Here is a 24,285-nt window from a genome sequence, read left to right on the forward strand (position 1 = left end):
GTAGGGAGTTCGCAGATGATTCGCTTATTTCTCGCTCTACCTATCGCTGGTGGTTTAGGTTTAGCTCTTTTCTCATTTATGGCTTGGATGGTGGACAATGGCCACCAACGTGCGCCGGATAAAAGTGAAAGTCTAACCTTTAACATGGTGATGATGGAGCAGGAGCAAGAAGTTCAAAGAAGACAGCGCGCGGTTCCGGAGCAGCCTGAGATGCCAGAGCCACCACCAGAAGCTCAAGCCTCAACATCGCAAGCGAACGTTACGCCTTTGAATACGATGTCTTCATTACCAGCGTTGGATGTTGACACTGCAATCGAAGGAGTTGCTATTAAAGCGCCAACGTTTTCGGATATCGGTACGAGTCAACAAGTAATGCCTCTGTATCGTGTTGAACCTCGATATCCAGCCAAGGCACTAAAGCGTGGTGCAGAAGGTTTTGTTTCGTTGAGTTTTACTATCGATGAAACTGGACGCCCAACAAATATTCAAGTAATTGGTGCTGAACCTAGGCGTATGTTTGAACGCGCAGCGATGCGTGCGCTCAAAAAGTGGAAGTACCAACCTAAAATAGTCAATGGTAAAGCAGTGGCTCAAACAGGGATAACGGTTAAAATTGACTTTAAGATGGATAAATGATGAAAAAAGTATGGATGTTAGCAGGCCTGATATTGATGCCCTTTGTCATAGAAGCCAAGGAGCTTAGTCAATATACAGCTATACGTGTGCAGAAAGCTGGTCAGTTAGCGCAAGACGAGAAAATTAAAGAAGCTATAGAGGTTCTGGTTAGTATAGAAACTGAGCGAGCCTACGACAAAGCGTATATATCTTTTCGGCTAGGTAGTTACTATTGGCAAACTGATAACACATCAGCAGCGATCAAGCAGTTAACATATGCTGTTGATTCAGGGCTTCTTTTAAATGATCAACCTTGGTTTGCGCAACGAATGTTGGCTGATCTGTTGTTGAATGAACAAGAGTTTAAAAAAGCCTTACCTCATTACTACGAGCTGGTCAAAACTGTACCGGAGACTGAAAAGACAGATCAGCTTTGGTTACGTATTGCTCAAGTAGAGTATCGACTTGAGAGTTGGCAAAAAATTCTATCAGCGATTGCTAAATATGAGGAGTTCAACAAGGCACCTGAACTCCTGCCTTTATCACTGAAATTTAGTGCTCAATACGAACTCAAACAGTGGAAGCAGTCTATTCAAACGCTCGAAAGTTTGATAACTCTACAACCGGACCAGGCCAAATGGTGGCGTTACTTGGCGAGTATTCAGATCACATTAGATCGTAGTCGAGATGCGTTGAACACACTCGCATTGGCTGAATTACAAGGTGTCGAGATCAGCGACTCTGATCGTCGTTTAATGGCACAACTGTATGCTAAACGTGGTATTCCAGAGCGTGCCGCAAAAGAGATCAGTAAGCTGAGTAACGCATCGACTGACGCGCAGCTACTTGCAGAGCAAGCAACGTACTGGCAATTGGCACGTGAATGGGATCAAGCTATTGAAATCTGGACTCTTGCGGCTAAACAGAAACCAAAATATCACTGGAATGTTGCTCAACTCATGGTGCAACAGGGCTATTACAGCAAAGCCTTGATTGAACTGGATAAGGTTAAAGAGAAGGATAAGCAAGCGGATGTTGCGCTTGCTAAAGTTCGTTCTTGGTACAAACTAAAAGACCTCGAGAAAGCTCTGATTCATGCCAAGAAAGCAGAGAACTTGGAGTCTTCTAAAACGGCTCAAGGTTGGATCAAATACCTGTCTCAGCTCCGCAGAGTAAGCAATAACGACGCAGCCTAACTCTCGAAGTTATAAGGCCTAGTTCTAACTCTATTTAAAACGCCATCGACTTACGTTGATGGCTTTTTTTTATAAATCTCACATCTAAATTCAATCACTTCTCACTCCAAAAGCCTTACAAACGTAAACAATGTAAATTGAATGCCAATAAGAATGATTATCAACTAAATTGTCGCCCATAAATATTATAGGTACGTTTGGTATGTGGTTAAAAAGTAGGGCGGTTCAAATGTGGGCGCGCCGCCTTCATGTGTATATCTCAATGGCACTTCTGCTAGTGGTGCTGTTCTTTTCAGTGACAGGCATCACTCTTAATAGGCCTGAGCTTTTTGAAGCCTCTAAGCCAAATATCCAAAGTCATAACCTGACCTTACCTAGTCACCTATTTTCTATTCAAAATGATCGACTCGAACCAAACGCGTCTGCTTTTCAGTCGTTCTTAGTTGAACAAGCGGGTGTGTCTGGAAAACCTTCTGGTTTAGACGTCTATGCAGAAATTGAAGACGGTAAGTTGGTTGTGGGAGAAGTCTCTATGGACTTCAAAGGACCAGGTTATAACGCGTCTGTGTTCGCAGATGTGGTGATGCAAACCGTTGAAGTTGAGACAACAGATTACGGCGTTATCGCTTTGCTCAATGATCTGCATAAAGGTCGAAATAGCGGAGAGGTATGGAAGTGGTTCATCGATATCACTGCGCTTTTGATGATCTTCTTCGTGATCACTGGTGTGTGTTTATTACTTCCCAAAAAGAAAACGCTCAATACATCGATTAAGTGGATGCTGTTTGGATCTGTGTTGTCTTGGTTTATCTATTTTGTTGCTGTTCCGTAGTGCTGTTTAGTAGCGCTACAAACAAGTTAAACGGACTTTTTAAGGTTAAATAATGAAAAAAATCACCTGGAGTAAAGCTCTGATTGCGCTTTCTCTTCTTCCGACGTTCAGTATGGCTCAATCGTTGCCTGAATCGGCAAAGTTAGACGTTCAATTCGAATTACCAAAAATTGATACCACTATGTACGCAAGGCCTTATGTTGCTGTATGGGTGGAGGATAGCTCTCGTAAATCTGTAAAAACCATCGAATTGTGGGTGGGTAAAGATGAATGGCTGAAAGATCTGCGTAGTTGGTGGAGAAAAGTAGGGCGTTACGACCGCGAGTTGGTTGATGCGGTTACTTCTGCGACGCGCCCAGCTGGTCAGTACCGATTCGTATGGGACGGAAAAAGTGATAGCGGTGAAAAGTTAGAACAAGGCGAATACACGATTCACATCGAAGTGGTTCGTGAGCACGGTGGTCGTAACTACTTACGTCAAAAAGTAATGCTCGGTAGCGAAAACGTCAGCTACCAACTAAAGCCTACCGAAGAAACCGGTGAAATTACTCTAGATTACCTAGTGAATTAATCACCCTACGAAATACAAAGCACATAAGCAGCTTTAAAACTCTATTAATCGATTTATACAGAAAGAATGGACTTATTCATGATGAAACAAACAAAGATGAAAGCGTTAGCTCTCGCTGGCGTTATGGCATTCGGTCTTGCAGCGACCACAACGGCTCAAGCACACCCACGCTGGATTCTTCCTTCTCATTTTACAGTTTCTAAAGAGGGCGGCGATTGGTTAACTTTTGATGTGACAGCGTCTCACGGAACATTTGTTTTTGATAAGCCTGCTGGTAGCGAAAGCGCACAAATCATCATGCCAGATGGCCGCAAAGAGCGCCCAAACTTTGTTATCCGCGGTAAACGCCGTTCAAGCTTTGACTTCTATTTTGAAGAAGAAGGCACTCACAAGGTAGCGGTAAACAACGTTCCTTCTTACTACACGCAGTATAAAGCAGGCCGTCGCGACACCGTAAAATGGATGCGCGCTAACAAAGCAGAGCGTGATGCGTTACTTCCTGAAAAGGCTCGTGATGTTGTGACTCAAATCAGCTACACCCGAGCGGAAAGCTACATTACCGTGGGTAAGCCGACTGAGAAGGCGTTTGAGATTGAAGGCAAGCTGCTTGAGATGAAACCTATTACTCACCCTGCAGATATCATTGAAGGTGAGCCGGTGACTTTCCAATTCTTCTACAACGGAGAGATTCAGAAAGGCGTAACTGCGGAAATTACACGTGAAGGTACACTTTATCGTAACCACCAAGAGCAGATTGATGTGGTGAGCGATGAAAATGGCGAAATTACATTTACACCAGATGTGGCGGGTCGTTACGTAATGAAAGCAAACTACAAAGGTGAACTGAAAGACAACCCATTAGCGGACAAAGCAAGTTCAAATGTTCACCTAACATTTGAAGCGCTCCTTCAATAATCCCTTTGAAAAAGACGGTTTTATATTTAGGGCTCACTTGAGCCCTTTGTTGCTCAGTAAAGACACTGAGTTTTCCCTTTGCTAGGTAAAGAGTTATGAGAATAAAAACAAAATTAATCGGTTTAGCTAAACCATGTTTGGCTTTGGGTCTTGGCGTGATCGCGTTACCAGCACAGGCACACTTCCCACTAATGAGCTGCTGGTTTGAGAACGAGATTGTTGCATGTGAAGCGGGTTACTCTGATGGTAGTAAGGCAATCGACTATTCAGTTGAAATGTTTGACTATGAAGATAATTTAATTGCCAAAGAGATGACAGATAAACGCTCTATCGCTGAATTCAAGAAGCCAGACGAGGACTTTTACATCGTGTTTGATTCGGGGCACGAGTTTCCTGTTGAAGTTGATGTCGTTGAGATCAGTGAGAAATGAACAATCAGTCTGTTAGAGCCGATACTGGCGGCAGAGAAGGTAAATGGGTGGCACTGATCATCGCTTCTATCTTAGGCTTTGCAACACTTGCTATACCATACCACCAAGCAGAAATTGACTTCACTACCGCATTTGAGCATCAGATTCTTGTTACCGACGTTGAACAAGAAAACCTCGCTATGCTTGCAGAGCTTAGATTGGCCCACGAAGAGATCAGGGATCTTTATCTAGACAATGGTGAGCAATGGCCCGATGTAGAGTTCCTGCAAGAGGAATGGGTAGCTCCATTTACTCAAGATCAAAGCTGGAAAAGAAAAGGTGAACACAGCTGGAAGCTTCTAGGTTCAGGTTACTATTTTGCCTCACCGAAGCTAGCGGGTTTTGCTGACTCTTTTGTGATGAACGCGAACTCTATCGCTCCCGAGATTTGGATTAATCTGAAAGGTCAGGTTGAAGCACCAACGAAATTCGATATTGATGCATTATCAGCAGCAGGATGGAAGCAGGTGGTTACAGAGTCAGAAGCTTTGGTAAATCAGCATCACGAAGATGATGCACATTAAAAAAATATGAGAGAGCGCATGCGAATTATTACACTATTTGTCCTATTCTGGGCGTCTTTAAGCTCTATGTTTACGAACGCCGCAGACTACAAAATTGATGAAAACAAACTGACTGTCGGCATCACACTTCAGCCTTACTATAGCTACGTTAAAGCGGTAGTCGGTGACAAAGTTAATATCCTTCCTTTGGTTGATGCAGGCTTTAACCCTCACAACTACTTGCCACAACCAAACGACTTAAAACGCCTCAGCCAGATGGATGCGATTGTTGTGAATGGTATTGGTCACGATGATTTCGCACTTAAAGTCATTGCTGCGTCACAACGTAACGACTTAGTGGTGATTGAAGCGAATAAAGAAGTGCCTCTACTGCCTGCATTGGGGCAATCTGTAGGCCAAGGCGCAGTAAATCCTCATACTTTCGTTGGGCTTTCTACGACTATTCAAAAGGTTTACACCATAGCTAGCGAACTATCTAAGCTTGACCCTGATAATGCGAAGTTTTACCGCAAGAATGCCCGCAAATACGCTAAGCAGTTCCGTTACATGAAGCGTGATGCGATGCTTTCTTTGGGTGAGCTAGACACCTCTGGGATGAAAGTAGCCACAACTCACAATGCTTACGGTTACATCTTACAAGAATTTGGTGTTGACGTAGCGGCGGTAATTGAACCAGCACACGGTGTAGAGCCAAGCGCAAGTCAACTTCAAGAAACTATCGAGAAGATCCGCCAATCGGGTATTGATGTACTCTTCTACGAACTGAATATGCCTAACCGCTTTGTCGACACCATTGAAACTGAAACCGGTGTTCAGTTATATCGCTTCTCACACATGACGCATGGTGAATATGAAGACGACAAAGTCGAAGTTGAAATGAAACAAAATTTAGAAACCCTTATCGAAGCGATGAAGTTCGCTGCTAAGAATCAATCAGAAAAAGGGAAGGCATAATGCAAGGCCCTTCAATTTCTATCAATCGGCTCGGTCTCCAATACGATAATAATGTCATTCTTGAGGACATTTCTCTTGAGTTGGGTTCTGGCGAGTGTCATGTGATCATGGGACCAAACGGTGGTGGTAAAACATCTCTGCTTCGCTCAGTTCTCGGTTTAACGCCTTTTAGTGGTGACATCGATATCCATTGGCCAGAAAAGCCAAGTATTGGTTATGTACCTCAGAAAGCGACTTTTGAGGCGAGTCTACCACTAACTGTCATGGATTTCGTATTGCTCAACCAGAGCCGTGTACCATTGTTTTGGCGTCGTAAATCTAAGCAATTGCAAATGGCTTTGGCCCAACTAGACCGTGTCGGTATGGCAACACGTAGCGACCGCCGTATGGGACAGCTATCGGGTGGTGAACAGCAACGTGTTTTGTTTGCTCAAGCGCTACTGGATAACCCAAGCCTTTTGGTGCTTGATGAGCCAACTACAGGCATGGATGAACAAGGTGTTAGATATTTAGAGTCGCTCATTCGTGAGTGTGTTGATGAGGGTAGAACAATCCTTGCTGTTCATCACGACGTTACAGCTGTAAGACGACTCGAAGCGAATGTTCATGTTGTAAATCGCGGGTTGGTTGACAGTGGCGCGCATCAAGAAGTGTTGCACCCAAGCAAAATCGAAAGCTTATTCCAACACTATAGCAGTGGCTCGAATTACACCAAACAGTCGGAGGTAGCGTAATGGATTGGTTACGTGAATTGGCGGTTTCTGGTGTTGAGGCTGGAATACTGTCTGAAAGTTTTATGTACGCCTTTATGGTAAACGCACTGGTGGCAGCTCTATTGTTAGGCCCGTTGCTTGGTGGCTTAGGTACTTTGGTTATTGCTAAGCGTTTGGCATTTTTCTCTGAGGCCGTTGGTCACGCCGCATTGACAGGGATTGCTATCGGAGTGTTACTTGGCGAGCCACCAGAGAATCCGTTTATTGGCCTTTTCAGCTTCTGCATGATCTTCGCATTGTTACTGCATTTCGTGAGAAACAGAACCAAGGTTCCTTATGACACTTTAGTGGGTGTATTTTTAGCATTGGCGTTAGCTGTGGGCGCGGCGCTTTTGATGTATGTCGCGCGTAAGATCAACATCCATATGCTAGAGAACGTGTTGTTTGGTTCGATATTAACAGTGACGGACCGCGACTTAGCGATTCTAGCAGGAAGCTGCGCATTGATTATCTTGCTACTGATTCCAACGTTTAACCGTATTCTACTGACCTGTATTAGCCCTGATATCGCAAAAGTGCGCGGCTACAACACCAGTTTCTACGACTATCTGTTCGTAATGATGATCACCTTGGTTACCATCGCTGCGGTTAAGATTGTTGGAGCTGTGTTGGTGGGCGCACTGTTGCTTATCCCAGGCGCTACAGCTCGTTTGTTAACAAAGCGCATGGGCAGTTTTGTGCTGTTATCTGCGTTGTTAGCAACCATTGCGTGTTTAGTAGGTACCATATTACCGATGGAGCTGAAACTTCCTGTCCCTTCAGGTGCATCTATCATTATCGTGTCTGCAAGCTTCTTCCTTTTGGCGACACTATATCGAATCGTGAGAAAAGCGTAATGATTAATCGAAAGTTAAAGAAAGTAGGGCTAGCGTCAAGTTTAGCGACTGTGTGCATATTCTCTGCAGCAAGCCATGCGGAAGATATTTTGGTCAGCACACCTGTGACTTATGCATTGGCGACTGAATTAACAAAAGGCACAGAGCTAACAACGGAATACCTACCTCCAAAGCGATACGGTATTGAACGTTTGCCGAATTGGTTCTCAACGAAAGGCCAAGCGAAAGTCATGGCGTCGGGTGCGGAAGCAACGATAGCGCTGACTCTGGGCTCAATATGGCCTGAGGACCCAACGTTTGTACATGCGAGGCAAGCCAATATTCGTCTGGTCGAAGTAGATGCTGCACAAGCTATTACACCGAGAGCACAGGGCGTGGCTGCGTTGACGTTGCCGAATGGCCAAGTATCAAAATATGCGTGGTTGAATCCGACGAACTTAACTCGCATGGCGGCAATTGTCGCAGACGATTTTAAAAAGCTTTGGCCTACGAAAGCTGAACAGATTGATGGCAACCTACAACGTATCATGTTGGACGTGCGCGAGCTGATCAATCAACAACAAGCTGTACTTCTCGATAATGAAGTAGATTCCGTAGTGTTGCTTAATGAAAGCCTTGAAGATTTTGCGTCAGGCAGTCAGTTGTTCGTGGAAGAGAGATTGTTCACGGCGGAACTAGAGTGGTCAGAACAAGACAAAGCAAATCTTAAAGCGTTGTTTGAAGATGATGATTCGTTATGGCTAGTCACATCACGAAAGCCAACCAAACTACTTAAATCTTTGGTACCTGCAAGTCGCATTTTGGTGGTCGACTCGTTAGATCGTTGGGGACGTGCAGGTATTGACTCACAGATGCCATTAAAACGCTGGGAGCTAAAACCAGTTAAGAGCTAACTTCGATAACATCGTTAACTAAAAAGCAGCCACGAGGGCTGCTTTTTCGTATTTATGATTCGATACAGTGAATCTGTTTTATTCAGACGCGGTATCGCTATCGCTGCTTGTTTCAGGAGAAAGGTCACTTTGCTCTGCAGCAGCTTGTTGTGCTTTCTCTTCTTCTTCCATTTTTGCGCGCTCAGCTTTTGAGATGTAGCGAGGTTTATTGCTCTTATGCAGCTTGGCGTTCGCCTTTTTCTGTTTCTTTTTTAATATATCATTGATCTTTTTCTTGCGATTCATGGCTGCATAACCTTGTAATTTATTAAGGCGTTGGAGGATAATCATTTTAGATAAATAACTCAATGCTTGAGTGGCGATTTTACGCAATGAGATAGGGACATGGTAGGTAGGCGAATACGATTCGTCTGTATACACAAAGGAGTGTGGATTTGTCGCTCAATGGTTGGCAAGTGAGAGTTCATGTACCAAAGCAAAGATATATTAATTGGTGGGTTAGCAACCGAGTTTAAAACGGTTGTTGCTATGGTTGAGATCTATTGTAAAGATCATCATAAGACGAACGGTCTGTGTCAGGAGTGCACCGCTCTGCTTGAGTATGCAGAGACGCGTTTGGACCGATGTCCATATGGTGAGGCAAAACCAACTTGTAATAAGTGTCCAATACACTGTTATAAACCTGACCCTAAAGAACAGATGCGCTTGGTCATGCGCTACTCAGGGCCGAGGATGCTACTTAAACATCCAATATTGGCGATTCGTCACCTGTTACACGAAAGGCGTGTGGCTCCAATTAAGCCTGAAGCGAATGCTTCAAATCGCCATGTAAGGATGAGTAAGAACAAATAGAATAAGGGCCTGTTAGTCAGGCCCTTATCTTTGATATTGTCATTGTGTTTCAGTAGACATGTTTAGAAAAGCGTTAAGCTGTTTGAGGCTCTTCTGTACTGATCGTCAGGTTATTAATCCAGCGGCGGCTCATATAGCGATGTGAACAGATCGCTAACTTCACCACTTCTTCTACTAACATCAGACCGTAGATGTATTTGAAATCCCACCCTGCAATGAAGGCGCCGTAGAAGCAGACAGGAATACCCACCATCCACATTGCGATAAAGTCCATTCTTAGACAGAAAGGGTTATCTCCGCCTGCGCGAATAATACCGTTGATGATCACCATGTTTAGCATACGAATCACTACCGCAAAGCACATGATAGTGATTGCTGGTGATGCAAGTGGGTAGAGTGCAGCCTCATCGAGGTTTAGCCAAGTAAGAACATGTTCTTTACTCATAAATAGAGCAGCACCCACTAGTACGCCGAAACCTACTACCGCTTTAATAAACGTCAGCCCCATACGCATCGCTTGGTCAAACTCGTCACGACCAAGTGAATGACCAAGCAACACTGAGCACGCGACGGATATACCGAAGAACACGGAATAACAAAGCGACTCAAAAGGCGCCAACATAGAGAACACAGCAAGCTCAGTGGTTCCCATGTGACCAAAGATCATTTGATAAGCCATAGTTCCGATAGCCCAAAGAACAGCGTTAAGCGTCAATGGCAATGCTAAGCGACGGTAAGACAGCCATAACGAAGGGCGGTGCATAGAGCTCTCCGTTGTTAGCAACCAGTGCTTTTTCACTCTCATGTACGCGTACATCATGCCGACTTGAATTAAGCGCGCTAATGTTGTCGCTAAAGCCGCACCCGCTACGCCCATCGCTGGTAAACCAAATGCACCTTGAATCAGCACAAAGTTTAACGCGATGTTTAGTGCGATGGTGATAGCACCAAGAATCAGCGGTGTCACGGTATCACCAGAAGAACGCATGCTTGCTTCCGTCACAATTACAATGTGTGTCAGTAGCAATACTGGGAAGCCGTACCAAAGATAAGTTGCACCTAAGTCAATGACAGATTGATCGCTGGTTTGCAGCATCATTAACAGTTTTGCGCCTAAGGTGATTACCAAGGTAACAGGTACCAGTACCTTAAGACCGAACGTCATAGCGATTGAGGTCACGGTGCGAGCGCTCTTGCGGTCACTTTTGCCCCAATATTGAGCAACCAGCGTACCGTTTGCTGATGCTAGTCCTGCCATAATCATAATAGCGACGAAATGCCATTTTGATGCGATTCCCACAGCGGCAGCGGCTTCCATACCAAAATCACTCACCATTAGCACATCGGCTAAGGCAAGTATTGCAACCAAGGCGCTTTGTAAGGCGACAGGCAAACCAAGCTTGATTATGCGAGATAAAAGGTGCTCTGGCTTGTGGTTGGCATTTGAGTTAGGGTTAATGTTCGTGGTCATAAGCTCTCCAATTGATGGCAGAACTATAGTGATTTGGAAGAGATAAAAACATGTTCAAAAAACAACAAAACCTGTGCAAATCCGTCATTAATGAAATGAAACCAAAAACCGTTTGGCAAGATGAAGTCTTTCTTGCCGAAACATGTAAAGAACGATTTTTGACCGTTGAAGATATTCCAGAAATGAAACGTAGCGGTGTATTCATGGGAGGAATGGCGAAGCTGTATGATCAGTATTGGGTCGAGCGAGAGCGAGTGAACGTTCATACTTTGATTTTCACTCAAGAAGGAGGAGGAATCTTAACCACGCCAGATTATGTCCAAGAGATCTCTCCTTACACTTTGGTTGTCCTTCCGGCGGGTAGCGCGTTTCGCTTTGAATTAGACCCACAACAAAACTTTTGGAAAATGGCGTGGATGCTATTGCCTGATACTGAACAGTGGGAGCACATTGCAGACTTAGGTCAGTCGATTGTGCCGTTCAGTGAGTGTGAGCAAGTCTGGTCATTGATGAATCTGATCTACTTTGAGATCGGACGGCGAGCAAGCTATCGCAAGTTGTTGGTCAGTGAAATCGTTAGAATGCTGACCGGATTTGAACCTAAGTCCACCAGCACAACAGCGCGAGTTCAAGCGCTCTACAATGAAATCGAAAGTAGCTTACACCTACCTTGGACTGTTGCAGGTATGGCGGAACAGGTATTTGTGAGTGAAGAACAACTGAATAGGGTGACTAAGTCTCTGTTCCACATGTCACCAAGGAGTAAGCTGATTCAGTTAAGAATGGAAAAAGCCGCAAGTTTACTCAAGTATCGAGAATGGTCGATCTCGATGATCTCACATCGTTTGGGCTATAAAGATCCATATAATTTCTCGCACCGATTTAAAAAGCACTTTGGACTATCTCCAAGCCAATATCGTAAGCGGCTGATTGACCATGTTAAGTAATTAAAGGGCTAAATGATCATTGTTCGATTTTGCTGATGTAGAAAGCAAAGTAATGAAAGAACGAGAGTGTTATTGGCCGGAGTGAGAATGCAGTGATGAGTGCTTGTGATAGATTCGACAAGAAAATTTGGCGCTGAACTTAGTGTGTGGAGTGTACTAAAGTTTCAGCGCCAAAGTGTTTGTGGAGAAGCTTATTATTCGCCCGCAATTTGTAGGTGAGAGCGCTTTAGGCTTGCAATCAACATGTAGATCGTTGTCGCCAATAGAGAGGCAAACAAGTAGGTAAACAAACCTGCTTGAGAATCCATGAAGCTATCCGCGACGATCGGGCCAGCAACCGAGCCAATGCTGTAGCAAAGTAGCATCACTTGCGTTACAGACACCAGGTAGCTTGGGTCTAAGTTGCGGCAACCTAGGTTAATTGCAATTGGGTATAGAGCGAATGTCGCCATCCCAAGTGCAAAAAGGCTCATGCCTAGCACGTAAAGGCCTGCGTTAAGTGTCAGTACCGCAATGCTAGCAACGCCCATTAGGCTAAATAGAGCCATCAATAAGACTTGACCAACATTTTTAGACAACAAAGTGACAACTGGTTGTACTGCCATACCACCAATGATAACCAATGCCATCAAACCACCAATGTCCTCATGCGCAATGTTACGCTGCTCTAGTTCTACAGGCATCAGACCGTAGATAGCACCTAATGTTAAGCCGGACACAATGCAGCCGATAAGCGCGCTGTGGCTCAGTTTGCTGATCTGCTTAAGTGACAATGTTTGTGCGTCGTGCATCTGTGGTGCGGTTGCTTGACCGTAAAGCAATACAATGATCGCGCCAAACAACAGTGTGAACATTGCAATGAACGGCACGCCACCAGTAATGCCTAAGTAGCCGATTCCTAACTGACCAATAGCAGAGCCACCGTAAAGTGAACACATGTAAATAGCCAAGCGTTTTGCACGTTGAGACTCTTCACCGCTCATTAGCCAAGATTCAACAATCACAAAGATACCTGCAACAGAGATACCCGCAATGAATCGAGCTGCTAACCAGACTGCTGCATTAGGAAGTAATGGCAGTACAAGAATCGTTGCGATAAACACACTTAAGCAAAGCACGAATGCACGCTGATGTCCGACTTTTGCGATCGCACGCTCAATCAGTAACGTGCCTGCTAATAGACCTGCATAGAACGCACTTGCTAACCAACTCGATAATGAGCTTTCTAGACCGTACTCAGATAACATTAATGGCAAAGAGCTCATCAAGTAACCTGATGCAATCGCGTAGAAAGACAGTGCAATAACTGGAACGGTTATGCGAGTGTTGGTTTGGATGTTGTCCAATGCGGGAGCCTCTATATAGTTGTGGAACAGTGAATTTTCCGCGACTATGGGGCACAAAGGGCGTTAGGTAAAACGAATTAAAATGACCGTTAAGATAAAGGATTTTTGTCGAGCAGAATCGATAAATTAACGGCACAAGACAAACCCGAAAGCGGGTCGAAATGACGTTAAAACCGGTTAATTGATTGTGCGTCCAATAAAATTTGGACACAGATTTGAGGTGTTTTATTCGGCGGTATTGATTAACACAGTCGCTTTACTCTAATGGCGCTTCCGAAAGAAGGCTTTTTCGAAAGGCTCGGGGTGCAACACCGCTCCATTTTCGAAACGCATGTCGAAAGTTGGCACTGTCCGAAAAACCGATACGCTCAGAGATCTCTTCAATGGAAAATTGAGTTGAGTGCAAATAGTGTTTAGCTAGGTGAAAGCGCACATGATCGAGAATTTGTTGGTAGCTGGTATCACAGGTTTTCAGGTGACGTCTTAGTGTTCGTGATGACATACCTAACTGTTTGGAGAGTGCTTCAATAGAGGGGTAGTTGCCAGGGTTCTCGAGAAAACACTGCGTAACTTGTTCTCGCAGGTTGCTTGGTGAACTGATCTTTTTAAGTAGATCATCACAGGAGTTGAGACACATTTTGAGTGTTATAGGATTAGCGGTTGGCAACGGTGCATAGAGGCAAGCCGAATCAAACTCCCATTCCAACTGTTGGCTATCGAATTCGACAGGACAATGAAATACTTCTTGGTAACGATGTCCATATTCTGGTTCAGGGTAGGGAAAACGGATCACTTTTGAAGGAAAAGGCTGTTGCATTACTTCTTCGCATAGGCTTTGAATCGCTGCAAACCAGTATTCACAGCAGAAAGGTAACAGGCCTTCGATATCGACAAGCTGTTCAGCGCGAAAATAACCGGTCTTTTCATTGACTGACATGGTTTTCTTGAGAACGGGTCCCGCAAGTTTTAAGTACTTAAATCCCATCAACAAAGAGTCGAGTAGGGTATTACTACTAAAAACTGCATACCCCAAGACGCCAAAATCACTAAAGCGAGCCTGTAACCCAACATTCAGCCCTAGTTCCTTCTCTTCAGTGATAGCCAGCGCATTACTGTATACAGCGAGCTTCTGTGCAAGGGAGATATGAGCATCAGGGGCTGTAAGCTGCAATGGATCAATATGGGTGCCTTCGAGTAAATCAGGGATTGGAACTCGAGTGTCTAAATAACGTAGCAATAACTGGACGTCCAAAATCCCAAAAGCTTGCAAATCGGGCTCATAAACCGCACATTGCTCCATGATAGTCCTCCTAGTCTTACCCAAACAGTAACAATTCCCATCGCTTTGTCCGAATATCACCGTTTTTTGTCTTTATGCAACCTGTGTTGGATGTTATCAAAATGTTGTAATCATGAAAGTTCAATGATTGCTAAAGGAGACATGGAGTCCTAAAAGCATTCGGTAAACGCGATGAAATTTGAAATGGATCTAGCTGGTGGCGATGTATCAACGGCTTTTCGTTACATTGTCACTTGAACATGAGGAGAGCATGATGCACAACCTGGCAGTAAACCTAGAGCGTAGCGCGGCAATATTCCCTACGAAACCTGCATTGCGATGGCAAGACAAACAAATAAGTTATCAAGAACTTAACGAGCTGTCTGGTAAGGTTGCCTTTCATTTGAAGCAGCTTGGTATACAACGAGGTGACAAGGTAGCTTTGTCTTGCCCTAATACCGCTGAATTCGTTATTGCTTACTATGGGATTCTTAAAGCGGGTGCTGTTGTGGTTCCGTTAAATATTCTATTTAAGGCTCGTGAAGTTGAATACCACCTCAAAGATTCTGATGCTAAGGTGTTTTTATGTCATCAAGGCGATCCAAATTTGCCTATTGCTGATTTTGGTAAGCAAGGCTTTGACCAAGTGGAAGGATGCGGACACTTTGTATTAATGAATGACGTGACTTCTGATGCCGAAAGCCAATTCAAACGTTGGTTAGAAACCAGTGAACAAGAAATCGGCCAAAGACAATTAGAAGCGCAGGTAGTCGCCGGTGATGATACGGCGGTTATCCTTTATACCTCAGGTACGACGGGGCAACCTAAAGGTGCGGAACTGTCGCATACCAACATGCACACCAACGCGATGTCATCACAGTATCTGATGAGGTTAGAGTACAGTGATACCACACTCGCAACATTGCCGTTGTTCCATAGTTTTGGCCAAACTGTGATGATGAACGCCAGTATCTTAACGGGTGCGACAATTGTCATGATTCAGCGTTTTGATCCTTCAGATGTCATTGATCAGATTATTGATCACAAGGTGAGTGTGTTTGCTGGGGTACCTACTATGTACATGGCTATCCTTAAAGCAGGACAAGCGTGCCAAGAGCGCTCAGACAAAGTCAAACATAGCCTAAGGCTTGGTGTTTCAGGCGGTGCTTCAATGCCCGTGGAAACTATCCGTCAGTTTGAAAAACAGTTTGAATTACCCATTTTAGAAGGTTATGGACTATCAGAAACAGCGCCCGTTGCGACATTCAATCATATTGATGGTGATAGAGTCGCGGGCAGTGTTGGACAGCCGTTATGTGGTCACTTGATTAAAGTGACAGACATTGAGGGAAATAGCGTTGTTCGGGGCGAGTTGGGGGAGATATGCATTAAAAGCCCGAGTGTAATGAAAGGCTATTACAAGAGGCCCAAAGCGACAGAAGAGAGCATTCGTGATGGATGGTTTCTAACAGGTGATATTGGAAAACTTGATGGACACGGTAACCTGTTCATTGTTGATCGAGTGAAAGACATGATCATCCGTGGTGGCTATAACATTTACCCGCGTGAGATTGAAGAAGTTCTGATGTGTCATCCGGATGTAGAGATGGCAGCCGTGGTTGGTGCACCGGATGATAAGCTTGGAGAAGAGGTTCACGCTCATGTGGTGGTAAGCGAACTGGCATCGGTCAATGCCAAAGAGCTTCAGTCTTGGTGTCGTAGTCAGCTGGCCGATTACAAATATCCTCGACATGTGTATATACGCACAGTGCTACCAATGACAGCGACAGGTAAGATTCTAAAACGAGAATTAAGTCCAACACAAGGAAAGGAGTTCATCAATGATGCAGTATGATTTCATTATTGTCGGAGGCGGCTCTGCGGGCTGCGTGTTGGCTTCTCGGCTCTCAGAAGACCCTAATGTCGAAGTCTGTTTGTTAGAGGCTGGTGGCAAAGACAATAGTCCTTTGATTCATACACCAGTTGGTGTTGCTGCCATTATGCCGACCAAGATTCACAACTGGGGTTTTGAGACCGTTCCTCAACCGGGTTTGAATGGACGTAAAGGTTATCAACCTCGTGGTAAAACATTGGGTGGTTCTAGTTCTATCAATGCCATGATGTACGCGCGTGGTCACAAATATGATTACGATTTATGGCAAGAACTAGGGAGCGCAGGATGGAGCTATCAAGATTGTTTGCATTACTTTAAGAAGGCAGAGAATAACGAACAACACTGCGATGATTATCATGGACAAGGTGGTCCGTTGAACGTGGCTAACCTTCGCAGTCCGAGCAAAATGATTGAGCGTTATTTAGATGCTTGTGAATCCATCGGTGTACCACGAAACCCAGACATTAATGGTGCAGAGCAATTTGGCGCGATGGCAACTCAAGTGACTCAGTTAAACGGAGAGCGATGCAGTGCCGCTAAAGCGTATCTAACACCAAACCTAGAACGAAAGAACCTAACCGTAGTCACCAACGCTACAGTACATAAGGTACTCTTTGAGGAAAAAACAGCAGTCGGTATTGAGTACGGCACAAAAGGGAAATCATTTCAGATCGGTGCTCGCAAAGAAGTCATACTATCTGCAGGGGCCTTCGGTTCACCGCAAATTCTGATGTTGTCAGGCGTAGGCCCAACAAATGAGCTTGAACAGCATGGATTGCCAATAGTTCATTCTTTAGAAGGTGTTGGGCAAAATCTTCAAGATCACATCGACCTGATTCACAGTTACAAGTGCAGCGACAAACATGAGACGTTTGGTATATCGCTGCAAATGAGCGCAGACATGACCAAAGCGCTACCTTTGTGGCTCAAAGAGCGAACGGGCAAAATGACCAGTAATTTCGCTGAAGGTATTGGTTTCTTTTATTCCGAGCAGGGTTTGACGGTACCAGACTTAGAATTTGTGTTTGTCGTCGCTGTTGTCGATGACCATGCACGGAAAATTCATATGAGTCACGGATTCAGTTCTCACGTCACTCTATTGAGGCCTAAAAGTCGTGGAACAGTGACACTTCAAAGCAATAACCCATACGATCCACCAAAGATCGATCCGGCATTCTTTAGTGATCCAGACGATATGGAAGTGATGATAAAAGGATGGAAGAAACAATATCAAATGATGGAAAGCGCGCCGTTTGATGATGTTCGCGGAGCAAACTTTTATCCAGTCGACGCTTCAGATGACCAAGCCATTGAGCAAGATATTCGAAATCGTGCAGATACTCAGTATCACCCTGTCGGTACTTGTAAAATGGGTACCGCATCGGACAATACCGCAGTGGTGGATGAAGACCTTAAGGTTTATGGATTACAAGGAATCAGAGTGGTTGATGCGTCTATTATGCCAACCTTAGTTGGGGCGAATACCAATGCACCGACGATCATGATTGCTGAGAAGATTTCTGATCAGATTAAAAAGGAGCACGGCTTGTGTGAATTCCGAGAGTCAGAAGAAGGTGAGATGACAAAAGAGCGTGAGCTAGCGATTTAAATGCGATATTAAGGCTTTTTATCGCCATATCTAACAAAGTGTTGCGGTTTAAGTAAGTACGCGAGAAAAGTCAGAACAGTCTAGGCTGTTCTGACTTAATGTATTTATTTGGTTAGAGCTTGATTAAGCCACTGATCAAATTGGCCTTTTGGTAAAGCGCCATTAATAGTGTCCACCACTTTACCTTGTTTAAACACCATAACGGTTGGAATACTACGAATAGCAAACTGAGCGGCGAGCTGTTGTTGCTCTTCGGTATTGATCTTCACAAAGCGCACATTGCCGTTTCGTTCAGCGGCAACATCACTAAATACCGGTGCAAAGCCGACACATGGATTACACCATGTTGCCCAGAAATCGACCACAACAGGTTGGTCACTGTTAAGTAGCGTTGAAAAGTTAACACTGGTTCCTTCCACTGGCGCACCATCTAGAAGTGGCGCTTTACACTTACCACATGTCGGGCTTTCTGAAACTCGCTCAGAGGGAACACGGTTAACACCCTGACAAGCAGGGCAACGAGTATTGAATGTAGACATAACTTTCTCTTTTTATTGCTCCACATTGACTAACGCGATTTACGAACTAGCCCCTGTGTGCTTATACTGTTTGAAACAACACTACGATACTCAAATAAAAACAAACAATAAATAGGTAAATGATGACAAAGTTTTACGCTGAAATTACCGGGTGGGGAAAGTGTCTACCGCCAGCGACGCTCTCCAATGATGACCTCAGTACTTTTATCGATACGTCTGACGAGTGGATTCGTACAAGAACAGGGATTGAAAACAGAAGAATTAGCCACGTTAATACATCTGATTTAGCGACAGTTGCAGCTCAGCATGCGATGGCTTGTGCTGGTTTGACTGCTGATGATATTGATATCGTCATTGTTGCGACTTGCTCTCCTGACTCTCTTATTCCAAACACCGCTTCAAAAGTACAACAAAACCTTGGTATTAAAGGTGCAGCAGCATTTGACTTGAATGCAGCGTGTACTGGCTTCCTTTATGGCCTTGAAACAGCGACGCGCTTAATTCAAGCAGGTAACTACCGTAACGCGATCGTAATTGGTGCCGAGAGACTGTCATTCTTCATTGATTGGACCAAGCGTGACACCGCTGTACTATTTGGTGATGGAGCCGGTGCTGCTGTGCTGTCTCGCACTGAAAAGCCAGTTGGTCTACAACAAGCTCAAATCGGTTGTGATGCGGAAGGTCGCGATATTCTAGCGGTGCCGAAGTTCGGTACTTCAATGGATCGATTTGCAGCAGACAATGGTTACTGGGATTTTGATTTCGTTGGTAAAGAGATCTTCAAGCGTGCAGTGAAAGGCATGGGCGCAGCCGCTCATACAGTTCTTAGTCGCACAGGTATCTCAACTGACAACATTGATGTGGTTATCCCACACCAAGCGAACATCCGTATTATTCATACTTTGTGTGACATGGCGGGTATTGAAAAAGAGAAGGCCTTCGTTAACATTCAGAATTACGGTAATACCTCTGCCGCAACTGTGCCTATTGCTATGTGTGAAGCGCTTGAACAGGGTGCTGTTAAGCCAGGTGCGAATATTCTTGTTGCTGCCTTTGGCGCAGGTCTTACATGGGGTGCTGGTCACATTACTTGGGGTGAGCGTGTCGAACCATTAGGGACTTCGGATGCAACACTTCCAGAGAATGATAAATCGGCGCTGGAGCTTTTAGAAAAAGCAATTTTACACTGTAAAACACGCCCTAATTCAGAGATGTAATTTGATGAACGTAAGGTTAATGCAAGCTGAAGACCTTGATGGTGCAGCTAAAGTTCACCAACAAGCGTTTGTACGCCAAACCAAGTCAAAAGAGTGGTTACAATGTAACTTAAATGCATCGCCACGCTTCATTAACTTTGTATTAGAGCTCGATGGAGAGATTCAAGGTTACATTATCTGGGTTCAAAAAAGCGGTTTTCGTCCAGAAGCTGTTTTAGAGCTAGAGCAATTGGCGGTTTCTACTGAACAACAAGGTAAAGGCTTAGGCCGTACACTGATACTTGATTCGTTAAAAACAGTCAAAGAAGTGCTAGCTGAACAAGGCTCAACGCTTAAACATGTTTTGGTGACGACTCGGGCAGATAACTTTGCACAGCAATTGTACAAATCAACACTGGGTGCTGAGGTTGAAACCACGATTTCAAACCTATACTCGGCTGATGAAGTACTTATGATCGCAAGAAACGTAGGTCAACGAATTTAGTTTGTCGTGTTTCTTAAAACGCCCGTAGTGATTTGTCTCTCTGCGGGCGTTTTGTCGTTTTCCTAGCTTGCGGCTTTTGACTATTATTTTGAGTTGCGACTCTTACTTTTGAATTGAGTTAATGCCCTAACGTTCTATCTGCGTTGATACAGGGCAGTGATCACTAAGAAAGTAATCAAGGACATCCTGAGAAGGGAACACGTATTGTTTTGTCGATGATGTACTCAAATCGTTACTGACTACAATGTGGTCGATCAAAGAGCGGAATTGATGAGTTCGGTTTTTGTTGCGATTGGAGCGTACTTTACAGTCCGCCGACGTCGAACGGGTTGCCAATTGCGCTCGGTTGTTTTCACTCAGTACAGACCAAAGCCAATCACCACGATAGGATAGGTTATGATTGAAATCACCCAGCACCGCATAACTCTGTTGTTTCTTTTCCCGTTCTACTATCCAATCATTTAACAACTTAGCTTGTTGCTTGAGTCGCTCACAGTTGTTATTGCGCTTGTATGCACCGCTACAACCCGCTTTTAAGTGTACAGAGAGCAAATGTACCGGCTTATTACGAAGCTCCGCTACAATGTAGCTTGCAAACCTAAGCTTACTGCCAGAGCGTGTTTCAAGCTTTAAGTCGGGCTTATTAACGACATCAATATTTCGCCTAACAGCGAAGCCTGTATATTGGTTTACATCTGAGAACTGATGAGCTTTGTAGCGGTTAGATGCTCGGTCAGACATCACGATACGATATTCAGGACCAACAACGCGCTTTATAGCCTCAATATTATCGACCTCTTGGAATGCCATCACATCGCTATTGAGTTTCTTAAAGTGGTAAGAGAGTTGGTTGAAATCTTCCTGCGTACGAAGTTCACTCATTTTATTCACAGCCTCATTGGTTGATAACCATTCAATATTCCAACTGGATATGCTTAAAGGTGCACTTAAAACGGTACTACTAAATAGGCAGCTGGTGATAACCCAATTTTGAAGTCTATTCACGGCATTTTTCTCTGAATTTTATGTTGATTTTCCCTGAGCCGTTATCCTACAACACTTGGCAAAAATTCAAGGCTTTTTAGCCACTTTTTTATTGTTACATTGTTTCTTTTTCGACTTGAGAGATAACGTCATAAGATTGAATTGATCTTAGTCAGCACTCCTCTTTTATTGATCCAAATCAATACCCGCATTTGGTGGTTCTCGTTAAATACGCCACAATATCTAGTGTTAGTTAAACGATAAATCGCTCTATATAGTGTGTTTGTGGATAAGTCTGTGAATACCTAGAGAGTAAGGAGAAGTGGTGAAATCAATCGTAATCAAGCGTGATGGCTCAAGAGCTCCATTCAGCAGAGATCGCATCCAAGCTGCAGTGGAAGCAGCATCAGAAAAGTCAGATAAGGAAATTGCCATTTATGCTTTGAATGTGGCATTGGCTGTGGAATTAAAGCTCGAAGAGTACGATGAAGTTCATATCTCTGAAATTCAAACCATGGTTGAGAATGAGCTTATGCAGGGGCCTTATAAGTCTCTTGCTCGTGCGTACATTGAATACCGCCACGACCGCGATATTGCGCGTGAAAAGCAAAGTGCTTTGACACGCGAAATCGAAGGTCTGATTGAAGAGAGTAACGTTGACCTAATCAACGAAAATGCCAACAAAGACGGTAAAGTGATTCCAACACAGCGTGATCTTCTTGCTGGTATCGTGGCTAAACACTATGCGAAAACACACATTTTGCCACGTGATATCGTTCAAGCGCACGAAAGCGGCGACATTCACTATCACGATCTAGATTACGCACCATTCTTCCCGATGTTTAACTGCATGCTGATCGACTTAAAAGGCATGTTAACTCATGGTTTTAAGATGGGTAACGCAGAGATTGATACACCAAAATCAATCTCAACCGCGACAGCAGTAACAGCCCAGATTATTGCACAAGTGGCGAGCCACATTTACGGCGGCACGACGATCAACCGTATTGATGAAGTACTAGAACCTTATGTAATGGCGAGCTACGAGAAGCACCTTCAGCTTGCTAAAGAGTGGGACATTCACAACCCTGAAGCCTTTGCTATCGCTCGCACAGAGAAAGAGTGTTACGACGCATTCCAATCGTTAGAGTACGAAGTAAACACACTACATACGGCGAATGGACAAACACCATTTGTGACGTTTGGTTTTGGTTTAGGCGAAAGCTGGGGATCGAAATTGATCCAACAATCGATCTTGAAAAACCGCATCGCTGGCCTTGGTAAGAACCGTAAAACAGCGGTATTCCCAAAACTGGTTTTTGCAATCAAAGATGGCCTAAACCACAAGTCAGATGATCCGAATTACGATATCAAACAGCTAGCGCTTGAGTGTGCTTCTAAGCGCATGTACCCAGACATTCTTAACTACGACAAAGTTGTAGAAGTGACAGGTTCATTCAAAACACCGATGGGCTGCCGTAGCTTCCTAAATACTTACGAAGAAAACGGTGAGCTTATCCATGAAGGTCGTAACAACTTAGGTGTTGTGAGCCTTAACCTGCCACGCATTGCTATCAATGCGAAAGGCGACATGACAAAGTTCTACGCATTGCTAGACGAAAAGTTAAAACTGGCTCGTCGTGCACTAGAGACACGGATCAGCCGTCTTGAAAACGTTAAAGCACGTGTAGCTCCAATTCTGTACATGGAAGGGGCGTGTGGCGTTCGTCTGAAAGCTGACGATTCGATTGCAGATATCTTTAAGAACGGCCGTGCTTCGGTGTCTCTTGGCTATATCGGTATTCATGAAGCGATGACTGCGTTGTTTGGCACAGAAACGCACCTTTATGATGACACTGAGATGCGTAACAAGGCACTTGAGCTTGTTCAATACATGAAACGCGAAGTAGAAACTTGGACCGAAGAGACAGGGTATGCGTTTAGCCTATACGGTACGCCAAGTGAAAACCTATGTAGTCGCTTCTGCAGCATCGATACTAAAGAGTTTGGTGTAATTGAAGGTGTAACGGACCGTGGTTACTACACCAACAGCTTCCACCTAGATGTTCAGAAGAAGGTTAACCCTTACGATAAGATCGATTTTGAGATGCCTTACCCAGAGATCTCAAGTGGTGGTTTTATCTGTTACGGCGAATTCCCTAACATGCAGAAGAATATCGAAGCGCTTGAAAACGTATGGGACTACAGCTACTCACGCGTGCCTTATTACGGTACAAATACACCGATTGATGAGTGTTACGAGTGTGGTTATAACGGTGAGTTCGACTGTACGAGCAAAGGCTTTACTTGTCCTAAATGTGGTAACCATGACTCAACCAAAGTGTCAGTAACACGCCGCGTGTGCGGTTATCTAGGCAGTCCAGACGCTCGACCATTTAACTTTGGTAAGCAGGAAGAAGTTAAACGTCGCGTCAAGCACCTGTAACTTACTAGAACTTCTCACCTGTTAAGCGAAGACTCCCTCTCATGTTAGAGGGAGTTTAGTCGTTTGAATCAAGCGGTCTTATCCTAAATATCGGCAACTCTATGAATTATCATCAATATCATCCAATCGACGTCGTAAATGGTCCCGGTACACGCTGTACACTGTTTGTGTCTGGTTGCGTTCATCAGTGTCGTGGCTGTTATAATCAGTCAACACAGCGCTTAGACTCTGGTCACCTGTTTACTCAGGAGCTTGAGGATCACATTATTGCCGATCTTAACGATGAGCGAATCAAGCGTCGTGGGCTTTCTCTGTCTGGTGGTGATCCTTTGCATCCAGCGAATGTGGCTGATGTCCTGAAACTGGTTAAGCGCGTTAAAAGTGAATGCCAAAACAAAGATATTTGGATGTGGACGGGTTATGAGTTAGATGAACTCGACGAAAAGCAGAAAGAGGTGTTGAGCTATATTGATACCTTAATTGATGGCCGTTTTGAGCAAGATAAAGCCGACCCGATGTTGGATTGGCGTGGTAGTTCTAACCAGATAATTCATCGTTTCACTGACATTTAATCTTTTCTCGCTTAATCGAAGAAATAAGGGCTTATCCGCAGCCTAAACTGCAAATGAAGCCCTTTG

The 24,285-nt window shown here is 44.4% G+C and carries 25 protein-coding genes; 19 read left to right on the forward strand and 6 right to left on the reverse strand.

The window, feature by feature from the left end:
- The first annotated feature begins 15 nt into the window (after positions 1–15).
- The 11 genes from KI743_RS01965 to KI743_RS02015 all read left to right on the forward strand — a co-directional run bounded on the left by KI743_RS01965 (position 16) and on the right by KI743_RS02015 (position 8,579).
- On the forward strand, positions 16–636 hold the full coding sequence (locus KI743_RS01965) for an energy transducer TonB (RefSeq protein ID WP_285464594.1): 621 nt from the start codon (positions 16–18) through the stop codon (positions 634–636).
- Positions 633–1,811: a lipopolysaccharide assembly protein LapB gene (locus KI743_RS01970; protein ID WP_285464596.1), complete on the forward strand. Its 1,179-nt coding sequence runs from the start codon at positions 633–635 to the stop codon at positions 1,809–1,811. Before KI743_RS01965 ends, KI743_RS01970 begins: the two co-directional genes overlap by 4 nt.
- Before the next feature lie 202 nt (positions 1,812–2,013).
- Entirely contained in the window at positions 2,014–2,643 is a 630-nt protein-coding gene (locus KI743_RS01975) for a PepSY-associated TM helix domain-containing protein (RefSeq protein WP_285464598.1), read from the forward strand.
- 52 nt (positions 2,644–2,695) lie between these two features.
- Positions 2,696–3,214: a DUF2271 domain-containing protein gene (locus tag KI743_RS01980; RefSeq protein WP_285464599.1), complete on the forward strand. Its 519-nt coding sequence runs from the start codon at positions 2,696–2,698 to the stop codon at positions 3,212–3,214.
- 78 nt (positions 3,215–3,292) lie between these two features.
- Entirely contained in the window at positions 3,293–4,129 is an 837-nt protein-coding gene (locus KI743_RS01985; protein WP_150869537.1) for a DUF4198 domain-containing protein, read from the forward strand.
- Positions 4,130–4,224: 95 nt separating this feature from the next.
- Positions 4,225–4,560: a hypothetical protein gene (locus KI743_RS01990; RefSeq protein WP_285464600.1), complete on the forward strand. Its 336-nt coding sequence runs from the start codon at positions 4,225–4,227 to the stop codon at positions 4,558–4,560.
- Positions 4,557–5,123: a DUF6162 family protein gene (locus tag KI743_RS01995; RefSeq protein WP_285464601.1), complete on the forward strand. Its 567-nt coding sequence runs from the start codon at positions 4,557–4,559 to the stop codon at positions 5,121–5,123. Before KI743_RS01990 ends, KI743_RS01995 begins: the two co-directional genes overlap by 4 nt.
- An 18-nt stretch (positions 5,124–5,141) precedes the next feature.
- Positions 5,142–6,077 carry a metal ABC transporter solute-binding protein, Zn/Mn family gene (locus tag KI743_RS02000; protein WP_285464602.1) on the forward strand — a complete coding sequence of 312 codons (936 nt, stop codon included), beginning with the start codon at positions 5,142–5,144 and terminating at the stop codon, positions 6,075–6,077.
- Positions 6,077–6,811 carry a metal ABC transporter ATP-binding protein gene (locus KI743_RS02005; RefSeq protein ID WP_032552493.1) on the forward strand — a complete coding sequence of 245 codons (735 nt, stop codon included), beginning with the start codon at positions 6,077–6,079 and terminating at the stop codon, positions 6,809–6,811. Before KI743_RS02000 ends, KI743_RS02005 begins: the two co-directional genes overlap by 1 nt.
- Positions 6,811–7,686, forward strand: a complete 876-nt coding sequence (locus KI743_RS02010; protein ID WP_285464603.1) for a metal ABC transporter permease — start codon at positions 6,811–6,813, stop codon at positions 7,684–7,686. The genes KI743_RS02005 and KI743_RS02010 overlap by 1 nt, the downstream gene beginning before the upstream one ends.
- Positions 7,686–8,579, forward strand: a complete 894-nt coding sequence (locus KI743_RS02015) for an ABC transporter substrate-binding protein (RefSeq protein ID WP_285464604.1) — start codon at positions 7,686–7,688, stop codon at positions 8,577–8,579. Before KI743_RS02010 ends, KI743_RS02015 begins: the two co-directional genes overlap by 1 nt.
- A 78-nt stretch (positions 8,580–8,657) precedes the next feature.
- Here the strand turns inward: KI743_RS02015 and KI743_RS02020 are convergent, their stop codons facing one another.
- On the reverse strand, positions 8,658–8,864 hold the full coding sequence (locus tag KI743_RS02020; RefSeq protein ID WP_285464605.1) for a DUF2986 domain-containing protein: 207 nt from the start codon (positions 8,862–8,864) through the stop codon (positions 8,658–8,660).
- Between the two features lie 180 nt (positions 8,865–9,044).
- On the opposite strand from KI743_RS02020, the gene KI743_RS02025 reads away from it, so the two are divergent.
- The gene (locus KI743_RS02025) at positions 9,045–9,431 is read left to right on the forward strand and encodes a nitrous oxide-stimulated promoter family protein (RefSeq protein ID WP_285464606.1); all 387 of its coding nucleotides are present in this window, start codon (positions 9,045–9,047) and stop codon (positions 9,429–9,431) included.
- Positions 9,432–9,504: 73 nt separating this feature from the next.
- Here KI743_RS02025 and KI743_RS02030 read toward each other — a convergent pair whose 3' ends face one another.
- Positions 9,505–10,902 (reverse strand): MATE family efflux transporter, encoded by a 1,398-nt coding sequence (locus KI743_RS02030; RefSeq protein ID WP_285464607.1) that lies wholly within the window; start codon positions 10,900–10,902, stop codon positions 9,505–9,507.
- A 50-nt stretch (positions 10,903–10,952) separates the two neighbouring features.
- On the opposite strand from KI743_RS02030, the gene KI743_RS02035 reads away from it, so the two are divergent.
- Positions 10,953–11,849, forward strand: a complete 897-nt coding sequence (locus KI743_RS02035; protein WP_285464608.1) for a helix-turn-helix transcriptional regulator — start codon at positions 10,953–10,955, stop codon at positions 11,847–11,849.
- A 194-nt stretch (positions 11,850–12,043) separates the two neighbouring features.
- On the opposite strand, the gene KI743_RS02040 is transcribed toward KI743_RS02035, so the two are convergent.
- The gene (locus tag KI743_RS02040; protein WP_285464609.1) at positions 12,044–13,195 is read right to left on the reverse strand and encodes an MFS transporter; all 1,152 of its coding nucleotides are present in this window, start codon (positions 13,193–13,195) and stop codon (positions 12,044–12,046) included.
- A gap of 256 nt (positions 13,196–13,451) precedes the next feature.
- Entirely contained in the window at positions 13,452–14,495 is a 1,044-nt protein-coding gene (locus KI743_RS02045) for an AraC family transcriptional regulator (RefSeq protein WP_285464610.1), read from the reverse strand.
- 253 nt (positions 14,496–14,748) lie between these two features.
- Between KI743_RS02045 and KI743_RS02050 the strand changes: the two genes are divergently transcribed.
- Positions 14,749–16,329 carry a long-chain fatty acid--CoA ligase gene (locus tag KI743_RS02050; RefSeq protein ID WP_285465097.1) on the forward strand — a complete coding sequence of 527 codons (1,581 nt, stop codon included), beginning with the start codon at positions 14,749–14,751 and terminating at the stop codon, positions 16,327–16,329.
- The gene (locus tag KI743_RS02055; protein WP_285464611.1) at positions 16,316–17,977 is read left to right on the forward strand and encodes a GMC family oxidoreductase; all 1,662 of its coding nucleotides are present in this window, start codon (positions 16,316–16,318) and stop codon (positions 17,975–17,977) included. The genes KI743_RS02050 and KI743_RS02055 overlap by 14 nt, the downstream gene beginning before the upstream one ends.
- A 104-nt stretch (positions 17,978–18,081) precedes the next feature.
- Here KI743_RS02055 and trxC read toward each other — a convergent pair whose 3' ends face one another.
- Positions 18,082–18,516, reverse strand: a complete 435-nt coding sequence (trxC, locus tag KI743_RS02060) for a thioredoxin TrxC (RefSeq protein WP_150869549.1) — start codon at positions 18,514–18,516, stop codon at positions 18,082–18,084.
- 122 nt (positions 18,517–18,638) lie between these two features.
- Here trxC and KI743_RS02065 point away from each other — a divergent pair, with 122 nt between their 5' ends.
- Positions 18,639–19,733: a ketoacyl-ACP synthase III gene (locus KI743_RS02065; RefSeq protein ID WP_032552503.1), complete on the forward strand. Its 1,095-nt coding sequence runs from the start codon at positions 18,639–18,641 to the stop codon at positions 19,731–19,733.
- Positions 19,734–19,752: 19 nt separating this feature from the next.
- On the forward strand, positions 19,753–20,217 hold the full coding sequence (locus tag KI743_RS02070; protein ID WP_285465098.1) for a GNAT family N-acetyltransferase: 465 nt from the start codon (positions 19,753–19,755) through the stop codon (positions 20,215–20,217).
- 126 nt (positions 20,218–20,343) lie between these two features.
- Here the strand turns inward: KI743_RS02070 and KI743_RS02075 are convergent, their stop codons facing one another.
- Entirely contained in the window at positions 20,344–21,222 is an 879-nt protein-coding gene (locus tag KI743_RS02075; protein ID WP_285464612.1) for an endonuclease/exonuclease/phosphatase family protein, read from the reverse strand.
- Positions 21,223–21,526: 304 nt separating this feature from the next.
- Between KI743_RS02075 and nrdD the strand changes: the two genes are divergently transcribed.
- Both nrdD and nrdG read left to right on the forward strand, forming a co-directional pair.
- Positions 21,527–23,647 carry an anaerobic ribonucleoside-triphosphate reductase gene (gene nrdD, locus KI743_RS02080; protein WP_285464613.1) on the forward strand — a complete coding sequence of 707 codons (2,121 nt, stop codon included), beginning with the start codon at positions 21,527–21,529 and terminating at the stop codon, positions 23,645–23,647.
- A gap of 101 nt (positions 23,648–23,748) precedes the next feature.
- On the forward strand, positions 23,749–24,219 hold the full coding sequence (gene nrdG / locus KI743_RS02085; protein ID WP_032552507.1) for an anaerobic ribonucleoside-triphosphate reductase-activating protein: 471 nt from the start codon (positions 23,749–23,751) through the stop codon (positions 24,217–24,219).
- Positions 24,220–24,285 lie beyond the last annotated feature (66 nt).

It is taken from the genome of Vibrio sp. D420a (assembly GCF_030248625.1).
Lineage (GTDB): Bacteria > Pseudomonadota > Gammaproteobacteria > Enterobacterales > Vibrionaceae > Vibrio > Vibrio fortis_A.